This is a genomic window from Veillonellaceae bacterium (assembly GCA_025992895.1).
Lineage (GTDB): Bacteria > Bacillota > Negativicutes > Veillonellales > Dialisteraceae > Dialister.
Window position 1 is genome coordinate 335317 of sequence record DAJPGA010000001.1, and the last position, 14684, is coordinate 350000.

Consider the following 14684-nt stretch of genomic DNA (forward strand, 5'->3'; position numbering starts at 1 on the left):
CTTTTCCCTTTGCGAAGCAAGTAAGTGGTGTTGACCTTCCCAGACGGGGAAGGAGGGCCACGAAGTGGCGGTTAGGGTTGATTACCACGCAGCAAAGCTGCGGTTGTCCGGTTTTAATCCTCCTTTCTATATATAAATAACATATATATAAGGAAGGTACCCTGCGCTCTTAATCATTCCTCTTTCAAATCTTGCTTTTGACCATGATCATATTCTGCGCCTTTAATCTTTTATCTTTTTTTCCCGTTTCCTTCCTGTTTCAAAATTACATAGATATTTTCTATCAAAAAACACAGTACATCCATTTCCATCTATCCCGAAAACTAGTTCTTTATACCCTCTGTATATGCGATATACAGTATGCGGGCGGCGGTTTTCATGTATGCGGAATTTAGAAAAATACATAGTATCAATATATAAAAAATATATATGAAAAAGTACTTGCTTTTTGAAAAAATGCGTGTATAATTCAATCAAATCACATCCGAGGGCGGAATCTATGACGAGTCCCGGTTTGTGGTGGAAATGTACGGGTTCCCGTACCATAAGGGTGGATGAAGTACACGGAAAAATGACATGAAAATGTCTGCCGAAGGAGTAACACTATCAGGCGTTCTGAGAACACGAAACTGTGTACGGACACATCTCTGGAGAGTTCCGCTGAAAAGATGCGGACGCCGAAGGTGCAAAGGGGTCTTTGATCCCGGATCTCTCAGGCAAAAGGACAGGGCTGGCAGCAGGGTAACTCCCGGCTATGCGTGGATGCATACATACATAGCGCCAGCTTTGCACTTCAGATCTTTCTGAAGGCTGAGTGCGGCGCTTTTTTGTTTCCAAAAATTATTGAATCCCGTATAGCAAGTAATCAAGAAGGGAGCTGCCGAAAATGGATATGGCTGAACTCAATCAATGGGCCAATGCGGCTGATAGTTTCGTATGGGGGCCGGTTATGCTCTGTCTCCTCGTGGGCACGGGGATTTACATGACCCTCACACTTCACTTTCTCACATGGAGAAATCTTCCCTATGCGCTGAAGAGCATTTTCTCGAAGGAGTCCAGGACGACTTCAAGGGGAAGCGGCGACGTTTCTCCCTTCTCCGCGCTGATGACCGCTCTGGCGGCTACGATCGGCACAGGAAATATCGTAGGTGTTGCGACGGCTATGTTTGCCGGCGGCCCGGGCGCTCTCGTCTGGATGTGGATTTCCGCCTGCTTCGGCCTGTCCACGAAATTCTCTGAATGCATGGTCGGCTTCAAGTTCCGTGAAGTGAACGCGAAGGGCGAAATGAAGGGCGGCCCGATGTTCACGATGAAGAACGGCTTCAAAAATAAGAAAGCCGGCATCTTGATGGGTTTCCTCTTCGCTCTCTTTGCCGTCATTGCCTCCTTCGGCATCGGCAACATGACCCAGGCGAATTCCATCAGCACCGCCGTCAATGCGACATTCGGCGTTTCCAATGAAATCAGCGGCATCATCATGACCGTCATGACCCTGGCCGTCATCGTAGGGGGCATCACCTCCATTTCCAGAGTTTCCTCCATCGTCGTTCCGGGCATGGCTGCTTTCTACATCGCTGCCGGCCTCCTCTGCGTCATCCTCAATATTGAAAACGTACCGCACGGCCTCTACATGATCATCATGATGGCATTCGATCCTTCCGCTGTCGAAGGCGGCGTGCTCGGCACGGTCACCGTTTCCGTCATGAACGCTATGCGCTACGGCGTGGCAAGAGGATGCTTCTCCAATGAAGCAGGCCTCGGCTCAGCTGCCATCTCGGCCGCTGCTTCCACGACCGACCGTCCGGCAAGACAGGGCTACATTTCCATGACCGGCACCTTCATCGACACCATCGTCGTTTGCTCCATCACCGGCCTCACCATCGCTTCCTCCGGCGTACTCGGCACCCTTGGCGCTGACGGAAAGCCGCTGACCGGCGTGGCACTCACCATGGCAGCCTTCTCCCATAATATCGGACCGATCGGCAGCTACATCGTTTCCATCGGTATCATCCTCTTCGCGTACTCCAATATCCTCGGCTGGGAATACAACGGCGAAAAAGCATGGGAATACCTCTTCGGCACCCATAAGTACAACATCATCTACCGCGTCGCTTTCTCCATGGTCGTCTACGTAGGCGCTACCCAGACCCTCGACCTCGTCTGGAGCCTCTCCGATATCGCGAACGCCCTCATGGCGATCCCGAACCTGATCTCCATCCTCGTCCTCGCCCCGGTCATCAAGGAAGAAGTCTTCTCCTACCAGAAAGTCATCGCCGCTGAAAAGGCAGCAAGGGCAGGGGGGAGAGAGGCAGAAGAAGTAATCCAGAAGATTTGAGTATCATTAGAAAATAAACTCCTCTGTTTAGTTTTTCAGAAAGGAAATCCCATTTCCTGCTTATCGTGAAATTACATAAGGAGCGCGGTTATTCTCAATCGCGCTCTTTTTTTCATGCATGTTGATTCATAAAGCGAAATAGAAAATCTCATGAATTATAATACAAAGGTTATGCTTTACATAATTTATTAAATATCTCAGAACGGTACATATATAAATGTATGAATCATTTGCGAAATCTATTAGTTTTTTATTATGTATGCTCCTATAATATGGCTATCATTTTAAATGCCTGAAAAGGCACCTGGAGGGGAAATTATGAATCTTTCGTTACAGATTTTTGCCTCCCTCGTCCTGTCCGTCATCGTCGGACTGGTACTGGGAGAAGACGCGGCGGCGCCTGTGAAGACATGGATTGCCCCGATCGGCACCATGTTCATCAATCTGATCAAGATGATGATCGTTCCTGTCGTATTCTGTTCCCTGGTCGTCGGCATGACGTCCATGGGGGATATGAAGAAACTGGGCCGTATCGGTATCAAGACACTGTCCATTTATATGGTGACCACCGCCATTGCCATCGTGATCGGCTTTGCCGTAGCCCTTGCCGTTGATCCGGGCACCGGCATGAGCATGGCCGGAGCGACCGCGCCGAAGGTCAAGGAAGCTCCGAGCATCATGCAGGTCTTCGTCGATATGATCCCGTCGAACCCGATCGCATCCATGGCCAAGGCAGACATCCTGCCAGTCATCATCTTCGCCCTCTTCGTCGGAGCCGGCATCATTTCCGTCGGCGGCAAGAGAGCCGAAACACTGATCAGCTTCTTCGATGCATTCGCTGAAGTCTGCTACAAGATCATTGCCATGATCATGAAGACCGCTCCGATCGGCGTCTTCTGCCTGCTGCTTCCTGTCGTCGTCATGAACGGACCGAAAGTGCTCCTGCCGCTTCTCTCCGTCATCATCTGCATGCTGATCGGCTGCACCATCCACGCCGTCTGCGTATACTCCGCTATGACGACCGTCGCCGCTCACATGAGCCCGGTCACCTTCTTCCGCGGCATGTCTGAAGCCATGGCCATCGCCTTCACCACCTGCTCCTCTGCAGGCACGCTTCCGGTCAACATGAAGAACGTCCAGGAAAAACTCGGCGTTCACCGCGACATCGCATCCTTCGTACTGCCCCTTGGCGCGACCATCAATATGGACGGCACCGCTCTCTACATGGGCGTCTGCTCCATCTTCATCGCCAACGTATTCGGCGTACCGCTCACCTTTGACCAGATGATGATGATCGTCCTCACCGGCACCCTTGCCTCCATCGGCACCGCCGGCGTCCCGGGCGCAGGCCTCATCATGCTTGCCATGGTACTCCAGTCCGTCGGACTTCCGCTCGAAGGCCTTGCCCTCGTAGCCGGTATCGACAGAGTCCTCGACATGTTCCGCACCTGCCTCAACATCACAGGCGATGCAGCCGTTGCCGTCGTCGTCAACGCATCCGAACAGGAAGTGCCCTCTGACATTCAGATCACGGAATAAGAAAGAAGGAAATGGGGGAGTGATCCACTTCACGACATTCTCCTATATATAATAGTAATAAAATAGACTTGTGTATGCTTATAATGCAACAAGTGTCCACTATATATGCAAAATTTGTAAGAATTTTTTATAGAAATATAGAAAATTTTACAAAATTGCTATTGTACAATACACCTGCTTTGCCTTATAATAACAATACAATTCGTAATGGATGATGCATACAGAAAAAGCTCGAGGATGAAAAGTGTATACTTATTCATATACACATTTCGGAGACTGCCGAAGGAGTAACACTATCAGGCGTTCAAAGAACACGAAACTGTATGCGGACATAACTCTGGAGATCTCCGCTGAAACGATGCGGAAGCCGAAGGTGCAAAAGGCGCAAGCCTCAATCTCTCAGGCAAAAGGACAGGGCCGGACAAGGACTTTGAGAAATCAATGGACCGCCGGCTCTGTTTTCATTTTCAGAGCCGGCGGTTTTTTAATGGGTTTTGGGAAAGAAAAGTCTTTCTCAGGTAGTGGATCCCTCCAAAGGGGTGGGGGATCTGGGGAAAATGGGAGGAAAAATCTATGTTGTTAGACATCTTAAACCAGATTGACAGCATCGTCTGGGGACCGTGGCTCTTAGTCTTACTTGTCGGTACGGGCATCTGGCTCACATTCCGGCTCACACTGCTGCAGGTCGTCAAACTGCCGAGAGCTCTGAAGCTCATATTCTTCGCAAGAAACAAGGGCGAAGGAGACATTGATTCATTCAAAGCGCTTTGTACCGCGCTCGCTGCCACCGTCGGCACCGGCAACATCGTCGGCGTCGCTACCGCCATCAAACTCGGCGGCCCTGGCGCACTCTTCTGGATGTGGCTCGCCGCCTTCTTCGGCATGGCGACAAAGTACGCAGAAGGCTGCCTTGCCGTCAAGTACCGCCAGGTCGATGACAACGGCAATATCGCCGGCGGCCCGATGTACTACATCGAAATGGGCCTTGGCAAGAAATGGAAACCACTCGCCGTCCTCTTTGCCTTCTTCGGATGCATGGTAGCACTCTTAGGCTCCGGCACCACGACACAGATGAACGCCATCATTTCCTCCGTAGAAGCAGGATTTGGCATTTCCACCTACATCACCTGCGCCGTTATTACAGTACTCGTAGCTATCATCACCTTCGGCGGACTCCAGTCCATCGCAAAAGCTGCTGAAAAAATCGTTCCGGCTATGGCCGTCATCTACTTCGTCGTTACCGTCATCTTCCTGGCCATCAATGCAGGCGGCCTCCCGGGCGCCATCAGCCAGGTATTCCACGGCGCATTCTCCGGCACCGCAGCTGCCGGCGGCTTTGCCGGCGCAGGCGTCATGCTCGCTATGCGAAGCGGTATCGCCAGAGGCCTCTTCTCCAACGAATCCGGCTTAGGCTCCGCACCGATCGTCGCTGCAGCCGCTAAAACAAAATGGCCGGCAGAACAGGGCCTCATTTCCATGACCGGTACCTTCATCGACACCATCATCATTTGTACCCTGACCGGCCTCACCATCATCGTATCCGGCCAGTGGCTCGGCGACACCAACGGCGCTGAACTTACACAGAACGCATTCGCAGTCACCTACGGCGACTGCGCGCCGATCCTTCTCACCGTATCCCTCGCACTCTTCGCCTTCACCACCATCCTCGGCTGGAACTACTACGGCGAACGCTGCTGGGAATACCTCTTCGGCACCAAGAGCATCCTCTTCTACAGAGTCCTCTTCCTCGTCATCCTCGCATCCGCTGCCTTCCTGAAACTCGAATCCATCTGGGCACTCGCAGATATCGTCAACGGTCTCATGGCCATTCCGAACCTTATTGCCCTCCTGGGCCTCACAGGCGTCATCGTCGCAGAAACCAAGAAATACTTCGAACACCTCGAAATCCGCGACGCCAAACTCAAAGCCTACAAAGCAAGAAGAATCGGAAAGAGATAAGAAAAGAAATAGAACCTATAGAGGGGGCTGTGACAAAATTCGTTAGAACGCTGCTTTTTCCTTTTCTCGAGCGAAGCGAGGTTTAAGGGTGTTAACCTTGCTCCGAAGGAGAAGGTGGTGCGGATTTGTTAATACAGACAAATAAATATCATAAAAAATCTAATCGTACTTTAATCTTAATCATGCAGCCATTGGAGCTGCGTTGAATACTTCCATTGGAGCTAAAAGATGTAATTTGCGCTGAATGCGTTTGTTGTTGTAGAAGTAGATGTAGCCGTTGATCATGCTTACCACTGCTTTACGGCTGGTGAATTTACGTGTGTAGTAACGTTCGCGCTTCAGCATTCCCCAGAACCCTTCCATCAGACCGTTGTCTGCACAGCAGCCTACACGGGACATGCTGTGAACCAGTCCTGCTTTTTCAACAATCTTATGGAATCCGTTGCTTGTATACTGGAATCCGCGGTCGGTATGAATCATTGGATGTTCTCCAGGATTCTCTTTAAGTGCCTTTTCCATTGTCTCAAAAGCCAGTGCAGTATTGTTCCTGTCGCCGATGACATAAGAGACAATCCGGCGATCATGGCCGTCAATAATCGCGCTTAAATATAACTTGTGCAAAACTCCATCAGCAGTTGTGTACTTGAATTCAGTGACATCCGTCATCCATCTTGCATTGGACACGCCGGCATCAAAGTCACGGTTCAGCAGGTTTTCAAAAATGTACTTTGGATCCTTTGCGTTACGAGTGCAACCATCGGTCTTGTACTTGATCACGGACTTAATATTAAGTATCCGCATGATACGAAGAACCAGACTGTCGCTTACATTTATATTGATGTTGTCATCCTTCTTGATCCAATCGTTAATCCGGCGGTATCCCATATCCGGATATTCCTGATGGGTTTTCATGACCTCCTGTGCGACCTTTTCTCTCAGCAGTTCACGGCCGCTCTTAATATGATTCAGCCATCCGTAATAAGCTGCCCGGGAGACCTTTGAGAGTCGGCAGAGACTTTCTATGGAGATGTTGGTTTCTTCATGGACTTCTTTTATGGCTTTAAAATCTCTGAGAAGGTGAGTAAGGCTGAATCCTTCGAGGAACGCAACCTTTCCTCTATCTCCATCTTTTTTTTTAGCAGGGCAATCTCTGCTATAAGATCCTTCTGTTCTTCAAGAAGTCTGGCATTCTCCTGACGCAGCTGTTCTTCTTCGGTCCGGGGCGTTTGGAGCCTGATCGGCTTTCCTCTGTAATCCTCAAGACCAACTTCGCCCATTTCCTTGAACTTTTTTACCCATGTGTAGAGCGTTTGGTAGGACATGTTGTACTTCTTGGCTATCTTGTTATAATCGCATCCACTGGCGATGCACTCCTGAACGATTCTGACTCGCTCTTCCTTGACCGATTGCTGGCGTTTGCCCATAAGATCTCCTCCTTCAGAAACGAGGTCTGTCAACTTATGCTCATTATACGCCTCAATCCATGTTTTAAGGGAGAGTGTGCCGGAAATTCTGTATTTGGCACAGACGGAAAGCATGGAAACACCGCCTTTAAGATATTCCTTTACGGCCTGGATCTTCATCTGATTGGAGTAGTAAGACAAATGCTGCCTGGGCCGCAATCCCTTAAAGCCCTCCTCTTTATACCGGAGGACCCATTTCCTGAATGTTATGCGGCTCATATGAAGATTTTCAGCTGCCTGGGTAATCGTAACACCCTGATAGAGATATGAAGCAATCTGGTCTAACATTTCCTCCGGGGACGCTTTGGTTTTACATGGCATAAGAATGACCTCCTAATATATTTATGATATTATTCTGTCTTTCTTGTTGAATCATACCAAAGGTCCCGGCGAAGCCGGGGAAAGAGATGTAGTTCTCGAGCGAAGCGAGGTTTTTAGGTTTTCAGATAAAACCAATAAATACATTTGTTAGATAATCTTTTAATGAAATATTCTAATAGAAAAAGGGCTGTGGCAAAATGATTACACATTTTTGTCACAGCCCCTTTTTTGTGGAAACTCATTGATTGGAAACTCGCAAGCTCGAAGGTGCCGGGTGCTTACTTTCCCGAGCGCCGCCAACACTCGCCTTCCCGAGCGCCGCCAACACTCGCCTTCCCAAAGCGCCGCCAATACTCGCCTTCCCGGACGGGGAAGGGCGTATGGGATGGGGTACAAAAGGTCCAAAACAAATAAAACATGAAATCTTTTCTTTATTCCTTGTGAAGCTGCCCCCACGGGGGAAGTGGCGCCGTTAGGCGACGAAAGAGGTGCAGTTAATAAGTAAAGGGATGAGTTGCATTTCCTCAAGGCAAAGCCTTGGTTTTATGGTTTTCAAAAGGGTTGATTACCGAAAGCCGCAGTCTAGTTGTAAGGTTTTCCTTCAGCCAACGGCTGGTTTTACGGTTTTTAAAAGGAGGTTCATCTCCCTCAGCCTTCAGGCTGGTTGTGAAGGTTTTCCTCTTGCCATTCGAGCAGTCCGGCTGTATGCTTTCTCTTCCACCCAAATCCCACACAAAAGGGCCCTCAGAAATGATTCATTTCTCTGCCCTTTTTTCTTTTTATTTATTTCCATTTTCCATTTGAGAGAGGTAGACGCGCGTGCTATAATGATTGGTATTGTATTGTTATAAGAAGGAGTGGAAAAAGACCTTCTTATGATATAATAAAAATGATTGATTCATTGATGAAGGAGGCGGCATAGATTGGAGAAACACGTCATTATCAATGTCACTTCCGTCCAGCGTGACGAGACCGGAAAGGATGAGAAAATCACCCTGGAAACCCCGGGCATTTACGGGGAAGAGGGGAATATGAGGTACGTCTCTTACCGGGAAACGAAACTAGCCGGCATGGAAGGCACGACGACGACGCTCCGCGTTTACGAGGACCACGTCAGCCTTTTGCGGGAAGGCACATTCCTGCAGGAGCAGGAGTACCGCATCGGCAAGTCATCGAAGTCGACCTATCAGACACTGATGGGTCCCCTCGAAGTGACCGTCGTCACAAGGAGCATCGAAGACAGCCTGGAAGCCGGCGAAGGCAAGGTCGTTTTGACCTACGACGTCGAGCTCAAAGGACTGTTTAACCATTTAAATGAAGTTGTAATAGAAGTGCGGGAGGATCCGGAGTATTCATGGAAGTCAGAGAACAACTGAAGGAAATCATTGAAAAAGCAAAGGACGCCGCCATTGCGGCAGGCGAGCTGCCGGAAGGGGAATACGCCCCCGTGCAGCGTCTGGAAGTCCCGAAGTCCAAGGAATTCGGCGATTATTCCACCAATGCTTCCATGCGCTGGGCAAAAGCAGCGCACAGAGCGCCGCGCCAGATCGCGGAAGTGATCGTGAAACATATCGACACGCCCCTTGTTGCCAAGATGGATATCGCAGGCGCAGGGTTCATCAATTTCTTCCTGGCAGCAGACACCGTCTATGCCGAACTGGAAAAAATCCTGAAGACAGGCCCGTCCTATGGGGACCTTCCGAAAGACCAGAAGGACAGAATCCTCGTGGAATACGTTTCCGCCAACCCGACAGGCCCGCTTCACATCGGCCATGCCAGAGGCGCAGCATACGGTTCCGCTATGGTGAACCTGCTCCGCGCTGCCGGCTACGACGTCTATTCCGAATACTACGTCAACGATGCAGGCAACCAGATCGACCATCTCGCTGAATCCATCAATGCCAGATACCTCCAGCTCTGCGGCTACGACGCAGAAATTCCGGAAGACGGCTACCATGGACAGGACATTGTCGAAACAGCTAAGAGAATCCTTGAAAGAGACGGAAAGAAATACCTCGACATGAGCGATGAAGAACGCCTCCTGGCATTCAAGGACATCGGCCTCAACGAAAAACTCGACGCCCTCCGCAAGGACCTCCACGATTTCAACGTAGACTTCGACAACTGGTTCTCTGAAAAATCCCTCTATCCGGAACAGGTCGACAAGGCCCTGAAGGTGCTGAAGGACGAAGACAACCTCTACGAAAAAGACGGCGCCCTCTGGCTCCGCACCACAAAGAACGGCGATGACAAGGACAGAGTCGTCATCCGTACCAACGGCGTTCCGACCTACTTCTGCTCCGACATCGCATACGTCGGAAACAAGATCGGAAGAGGATACAACAAACTCATCGACATCTGGGGCGCTGATCACCACGGATACATCATCCGCTTGAAGACGGCCATGAAATTCCTCGGATACAACCCCGATGATTTCGAAATCATGCTCCTCCAGATGGTTACCCTCCTCCGCGACGGACAGCCAGTCAAGATGAGCAAGCGTACCGGCCAGGCAGTCACCCTGCGTGAACTGATGGACGAAGTCGGCACCGACGCAGCACGCTATTTCTTCTGCGCAAGAACACTCGACTCCCAGATGGACTTCGACATCGACCTTGCCAAGAAACAGTCCAGCGACAACCCGGTCTACTACATCCAGTACGCCCATGCCCGCATCCACAGCCTCTTCGACCAAGCCAAAGAAGCAGGCGTGAAATGGGATCCGTCCTTCGCAGGTACAGATTTCTCCTACCTCAAGGAAGAATGTGAATTCGACCTCATCAAGAAAATGGAAAACTACCACCAGCTTCTGGCGGGCGCAGCTGCTGAAAGAGCACCGCAGCGCGTAGCCAAGTACGCTTACGAACTGGCAGCCCTCTTCCACCATTTCTACAGAGAATGCAGAATCCTCGGCGTCGACGCAAAGACCACCGAAGCACGCCTCGGCCTCATCACAGCCGTACAGTACGTCCTCGCGCATGCACTCGCCATCCTCGGCGTTTCTGCTCCTGAACATATGTAAAAATATATCCCGCCGTATTTCTTCCCATACGGGCCGGGAGTATAATAAAAGGAAGAAAATTCGATCGTTACTATCATTGAAAGAGGAGGTCTCATGACTAAATACATCTTCGTAACCGGCGGCGTCGTTTCATCTCTGGGCAAAGGCATCACGGCCGCTTCCCTCGGAAGATTACTCAAGAACAGAGGGTACAAAGTCACCATCCAGAAATTCGATCCATATATTAACATCGACCCCGGCACCATGAGCCCGTATCAGCACGGCGAAGTATTCGTCACTGACGACGGCGCCGAAACGGATCTCGACCTCGGCCACTATGAACGTTTCATCGATGAAAACCTCTCCAAGGCTTCCAACGTGACAACAGGCAAAGTCTACCAGTCCGTTATCAATAAAGAAAGAAAAGGCGAATACCTCGGATCCACCATCCAGGTCATCCCGCACATCACCAACGAAATCAAAGACAGAGTCCTCCGTGTCGGCCGCAATGACAATGCAGACATCGTCATCACCGAAATCGGCGGCACCGTCGGCGATATCGAATCCCTGCCATTCCTCGAAGCCATCCGTCAGGTCAAGAAAGACGTGCCGAACAGAAATGACGTACTCTACATCCACGTCACCCTCGTGCCATACATCGAAGCAGCAGACGAACTGAAATCCAAGCCGACCCAGCACTCCGTCAAGGAACTCCGCTCCATCGGCATCCAGCCGGATATCATCGTATGCCGCACCGTCAAGGCACTCCCGGAAGACATGAAGAGAAAGATCGCCCTCTTCTGCGACGTAGAACCAGATGCAGTCATCAACAACCTTACCGCATCCAGCATCTATGAAGTACCGCTCATGCTGAGGGATGAAGGCCTCGACCGCATCGCCCTCGAAAAACTCGGCCTTGACGACAGCCCGTGCGACATGAAAGACTGGGAAGCCATGGTTTCCCGCATCCTTTCTGCCGACAAGACCGTCAACATCGCTCTCGTAGGCAAATACGTCGAACTCCACGACGCATACCTCTCCGTCGTCGAAGCCCTCTCCCATGCAGGCTCCAAGACAGGAAATAAAGTCAACATCCGCTGGGTCAACTCCGAAACCATCGAAGAAGAACAGCCCGACCTCCGCGAAGTCTTCAAGGACATCGACGGCATCGTCGTACCAGGAGGCTTCGGCAACCGCGGTGTAGAAGGCAAGATTGCCACTATCAGGTACGCACGCACCAACAAGATCCCGTTCCTTGGCCTCTGCCTCGGCATGCAGTGCGCAGTCATCGAATACGCAAGAGACGTATGCGGCATGAAAGACGCCAACTCCACCGAATTCGTACCTGACACACCATACCCGGTCATCGACCTCATGTCCGACCAGGAAGACGTCACCGAAAAAGGCGGCACCATGCGCCTCGGCATCTACCCGTGCAAACTCAAAGAAGGCACCAAGACAAGAGAACTCTACGGCAACCAGGAAATCGTCTATGAACGTCATCGTCATAGATGGGAAGTCTCCAACGCACTCCGCCCCGAACTCGAAAAAGCCGGCCTCATCGTATCCGGCACCAGCCCGGACGGCAGACTCGTTGAAACCATCGAACTCGCCGATCATCCATACTTCGAAGCAACCCAGGCACACCCGGAATTCAAATCCCGCCCGAACCGTCCGCATCCCCTCTTCCAGGGCCTCGTAGACGCAGCCGTTGCTCACAGAGATGAAAACAAATAATCAATGATAGAACGATAAAAGGAAATAAGGAAAGGACATCCCGCAAGGGATGTCCTTTTTGCGTGGGAGGGGAAAGGGGAAACATGCCAACCAGCCTGCGGCTGAAAACACCTTAAAACCGCAATGAAATTGCGTGGAAATGAACTTCATTCGTCACCTTCGGCGCCACCTTTGGTATGATTCAACAAGAAAGACAGAATAATATCATAAATATATTAGGAGGTCATTCTTATGCCATGTAAAACCAAAGCGTCCCCGGAGGAAATGTTAGACCAGATTGCTTCATATCTCTATCAGGGTGTTACGATTACCCAGGCAGCTGAAAATCTTCATATGAGCCGCATAACATTCAGGAAATGGGTCCTCCGGTATAAAGAGGAGGGCTTTAAGGGATTGCGGCCCAGGCAGCATTTGTCTTACTACTCCAATCAGATGAAGATCCAGGCCGTAAAGGAATATCTTAAAGGCGGTGTTTCCATGCTTTCCGTCTGTGCCAAATACAGAATTTCCGGCACACTCTCCCTTAAAACATGGATTGAGGCGTATAATGAGCATAAGTTGACAGACCTCGTTTCTGAAGGAGGAGATCTTATGGGCAAACGCCAGCAATCGGTCAAGGAAGAGCGAGTCAGAATCGTTCAGGAGTGCATCGCCAGTGGATGCGATTATAACAAGATAGCCAAGAAGTACAACATGTCCTACCAAACGCTCTACACATGGGTAAAAAAGTTCAAGGAAATGGGCGAAGTTGGTCTTGAGGATTACAGAGGAAAGCCGATCAGGCTCCAAACGCCCCGGACCGAAGAAGAACAGCTGCGTCAGGAGAATGCCAGACTTCTTGAAGAACAGAAGGATCTTATAGCAGAGATTGCCCTGCTAAAAAAAAAGATGGAGATAGAGGAAAGGTTGCGTTCCTCGAAGGATTCAGCCTTACTCACCTTCTCAGAGATTTTAAAGCCATAAAAGAAGTCCATGAAGAAACCAACATCTCCATAGAAAGTCTCTGCCGACTCTCAAAGGTCTCCCGGGCAGCTTATTACGGATGGCTGAATCATATTAAGAGCGGCCGTGAACTGCTGAGAGAAAAGGTCGCACAGGAGGTCATGAAAACCCATCAGGAATATCCGGATATGGGATACCGCCGGATTAACGATTGGATCAAGAAGGATGACAACATCAATATAAATGTAAGCGACAGTCTGGTTCTTCGTATCATGCGGATACTTAATATTAAGTCCGTGATCAAGTACAAGACCGATGGTTGCACTCGTAACGCAAAGGATCCAAAGTACATTTTTGAAAACCTGCTGAACCGTGACTTTGATGCCGGCGTGTCCAATGCAAGATGGATGACGGATGTCACTGAATTCAAGTACACAACTGCTGATGGAGTTTTGCACAAGTTATATTTAAGCGCGATTATTGACGGCCATGATCGCCGGATTGTCTCTTATGTCATCGGCGACAGGAACAATACTGCACTGGCTTTTGAGACAATGGAAAAGGCACTTAAAGAGAATCCTGGAGAACATCCAATGATTCATACCGACCGCGGATTCCAGTATACAAGCAACGGATTCCATAAGATTGTTGAAAAAGCAGGACTGGTTCACAGCATGTCCCGTGTAGGCTGCTGTGCAGACAACGGTCTGATGGAAGGGTTCTGGGGAATGCTGAAGCGCGAACGTTACTACACACGTAAATTCACCAGCCGTAAAGCAGTGGTAAGCATGATCAACGGCTACATCTACTTCTACAACAACAAACGCATTCAGCGCAAATTACATCTTTTAGCTCCAATGGAAGTATTCAACGCAGCTCCAATGGCCGCATGATTAAGATTAAAGTACGATTAGATTTTTTATGATATTTATTTGTCTGTATTAACAAATCCGCACCACCTCCGTCTCCGGAGCAAAGAAATCCGCAGCCGGAAGCAGCGACTCCTTCACCTCCGCCGTCATCAGCGAGAGCATCTCAAGGACAGCAGACTTCGTAAAGAAATCCGGCCCTTTGAAAAGAGAAGCAGCCTTCTCCGCCGCATCGAACTCCGACATCAGAGAACGCGTCGTATCAAAATCCAGATGCCCCTCAAAAGCAGAAGACAGGAAACGGTTTTCCACAGACAAATCACGCGCCATCTTCGAAGCCAGCTGCAGACGGAAGCACACATACTTCCGGATCACATCATTCATCACATGACGATTCTCAGCAAAAGAGAGCTCATGCGCCTTCGCCCAGGCATAGAACGCCGCCGCCACATCCGTCTCCGACGTGAAAGACCGCCGCGCAGCCGGATAAAAAGCCTTCTCCATCCGTTCCCCAAGAA

The 14684-nt window shown here is 50.1% G+C and carries 11 protein-coding genes and 2 riboswitches (1 of these 13 running past the window's edge); of the genes, 8 read left to right on the forward strand and 3 right to left on the reverse strand.

Annotation, left to right across the window (positions count from 1 at the left end; translation table 11 throughout):
- The first annotated feature begins 637 nt into the window (after window positions 1-637).
- Window positions 638-738, forward strand: a riboswitch (glycine riboswitch).
- A gap of 148 nt (window positions 739-886) precedes the next feature.
- From OIM03_01230 to OIM03_01240, 3 genes are all read left to right on the forward strand, one after another.
- The gene (locus tag OIM03_01230; GenBank protein ID HJI72903.1) at window positions 887-2335 is read left to right on the forward strand and encodes a sodium:alanine symporter family protein; all 1449 of its coding nucleotides are present in this window, start codon (window positions 887-889) and stop codon (window positions 2333-2335) included.
- 318 nt (window positions 2336-2653) lie between these two features.
- The gene (locus OIM03_01235) at window positions 2654-3874 is read left to right on the forward strand and encodes a dicarboxylate/amino acid:cation symporter (GenBank protein ID HJI72904.1); all 1221 of its coding nucleotides are present in this window, start codon (window positions 2654-2656) and stop codon (window positions 3872-3874) included.
- A 327-nt stretch (window positions 3875-4201) separates the two neighbouring features.
- A riboswitch (glycine riboswitch) is annotated at window positions 4202-4299 on the forward strand.
- A 148-nt stretch (window positions 4300-4447) separates the two neighbouring features.
- A complete protein-coding gene (locus OIM03_01240) occupies window positions 4448-5833 on the forward strand; it encodes a sodium:alanine symporter family protein (protein ID HJI72905.1) in 1386 nt (461 codons plus the stop codon).
- Window positions 5834-6013: 180 nt separating this feature from the next.
- Here OIM03_01240 and OIM03_01245 read toward each other — a convergent pair whose 3' ends face one another.
- Both OIM03_01245 and OIM03_01250 read right to left on the reverse strand, forming a co-directional pair.
- Window positions 6014-6856 (reverse strand): IS3 family transposase, encoded by an 843-nt coding sequence (locus OIM03_01245; GenBank protein HJI72906.1) that lies wholly within the window; start codon window positions 6854-6856, stop codon window positions 6014-6016.
- Between the two features lie 29 nt (window positions 6857-6885).
- Entirely contained in the window at window positions 6886-7584 is a 699-nt protein-coding gene (locus OIM03_01250; GenBank protein HJI72907.1) for a helix-turn-helix domain-containing protein, read from the reverse strand.
- A gap of 956 nt (window positions 7585-8540) precedes the next feature.
- On the opposite strand from OIM03_01250, the gene OIM03_01255 reads away from it, so the two are divergent.
- The 5 genes from OIM03_01255 to OIM03_01275 all read left to right on the forward strand — a co-directional run bounded on the left by OIM03_01255 (window position 8541) and on the right by OIM03_01275 (window position 14190).
- Window positions 8541-8993: a DUF1934 domain-containing protein gene (locus OIM03_01255; protein ID HJI72908.1), complete on the forward strand. Its 453-nt coding sequence runs from the start codon at window positions 8541-8543 to the stop codon at window positions 8991-8993.
- Window positions 8972-10639: an arginine--tRNA ligase gene (argS, locus tag OIM03_01260; GenBank protein HJI72909.1), complete on the forward strand. Its 1668-nt coding sequence runs from the start codon at window positions 8972-8974 to the stop codon at window positions 10637-10639. Before OIM03_01255 ends, argS begins: the two co-directional genes overlap by 22 nt.
- A 93-nt stretch (window positions 10640-10732) precedes the next feature.
- A complete protein-coding gene (locus tag OIM03_01265) occupies window positions 10733-12355 on the forward strand; it encodes a CTP synthase (GenBank protein HJI72910.1) in 1623 nt (540 codons plus the stop codon).
- 264 nt (window positions 12356-12619) lie between these two features.
- A complete protein-coding gene (locus OIM03_01270) occupies window positions 12620-13318 on the forward strand; it encodes a helix-turn-helix domain-containing protein (GenBank protein HJI72911.1) in 699 nt (232 codons plus the stop codon).
- Between the two features lie 29 nt (window positions 13319-13347).
- On the forward strand, window positions 13348-14190 hold the full coding sequence (locus OIM03_01275) for an IS3 family transposase (protein HJI72912.1): 843 nt from the start codon (window positions 13348-13350) through the stop codon (window positions 14188-14190).
- Window positions 14191-14238: 48 nt separating this feature from the next.
- Here the strand turns inward: OIM03_01275 and OIM03_01280 are convergent, their stop codons facing one another.
- On the reverse strand, window positions 14239-14684 hold the 3' portion of the coding sequence (locus OIM03_01280; GenBank protein HJI72913.1) for a hypothetical protein. It continues 46 nt past the right edge of the window; 446 of the gene's 492 nt are visible here — the last part of the coding sequence; the start codon falls outside the window, past its right edge — the gene reads right to left on this strand; the stop codon is at window positions 14239-14241.

Excerpts from the sequence above, each read along its gene's own strand:
- OIM03_01235 (HJI72904.1), top strand. The coding sequence starts at position 2,654 with ATGAATCTTTCGTTACAGATTTTTGCCTCCCTCGTCCTGTCCGTCATC.
- OIM03_01230 (HJI72903.1), top strand. The coding sequence starts at position 887 with ATGGATATGGCTGAACTCAATCAATGGGCCAATGCGGCTGATAGTTTC.
- OIM03_01250 (HJI72907.1), bottom strand. The coding sequence starts at position 7,584 with ATGTTAGACCAGATTGCTTCATATCTCTATCAGGGTGTTACGATTACC.
- argS (HJI72909.1), top strand. The coding sequence starts at position 8,972 with ATGGAAGTCAGAGAACAACTGAAGGAAATCATTGAAAAAGCAAAGGAC.
- OIM03_01270 (HJI72911.1), top strand. The coding sequence starts at position 12,620 with ATGTTAGACCAGATTGCTTCATATCTCTATCAGGGTGTTACGATTACC.
- OIM03_01265 (HJI72910.1), top strand. The coding sequence starts at position 10,733 with ATGACTAAATACATCTTCGTAACCGGCGGCGTCGTTTCATCTCTGGGC.
- OIM03_01240 (HJI72905.1), top strand. The coding sequence starts at position 4,448 with ATGTTGTTAGACATCTTAAACCAGATTGACAGCATCGTCTGGGGACCG.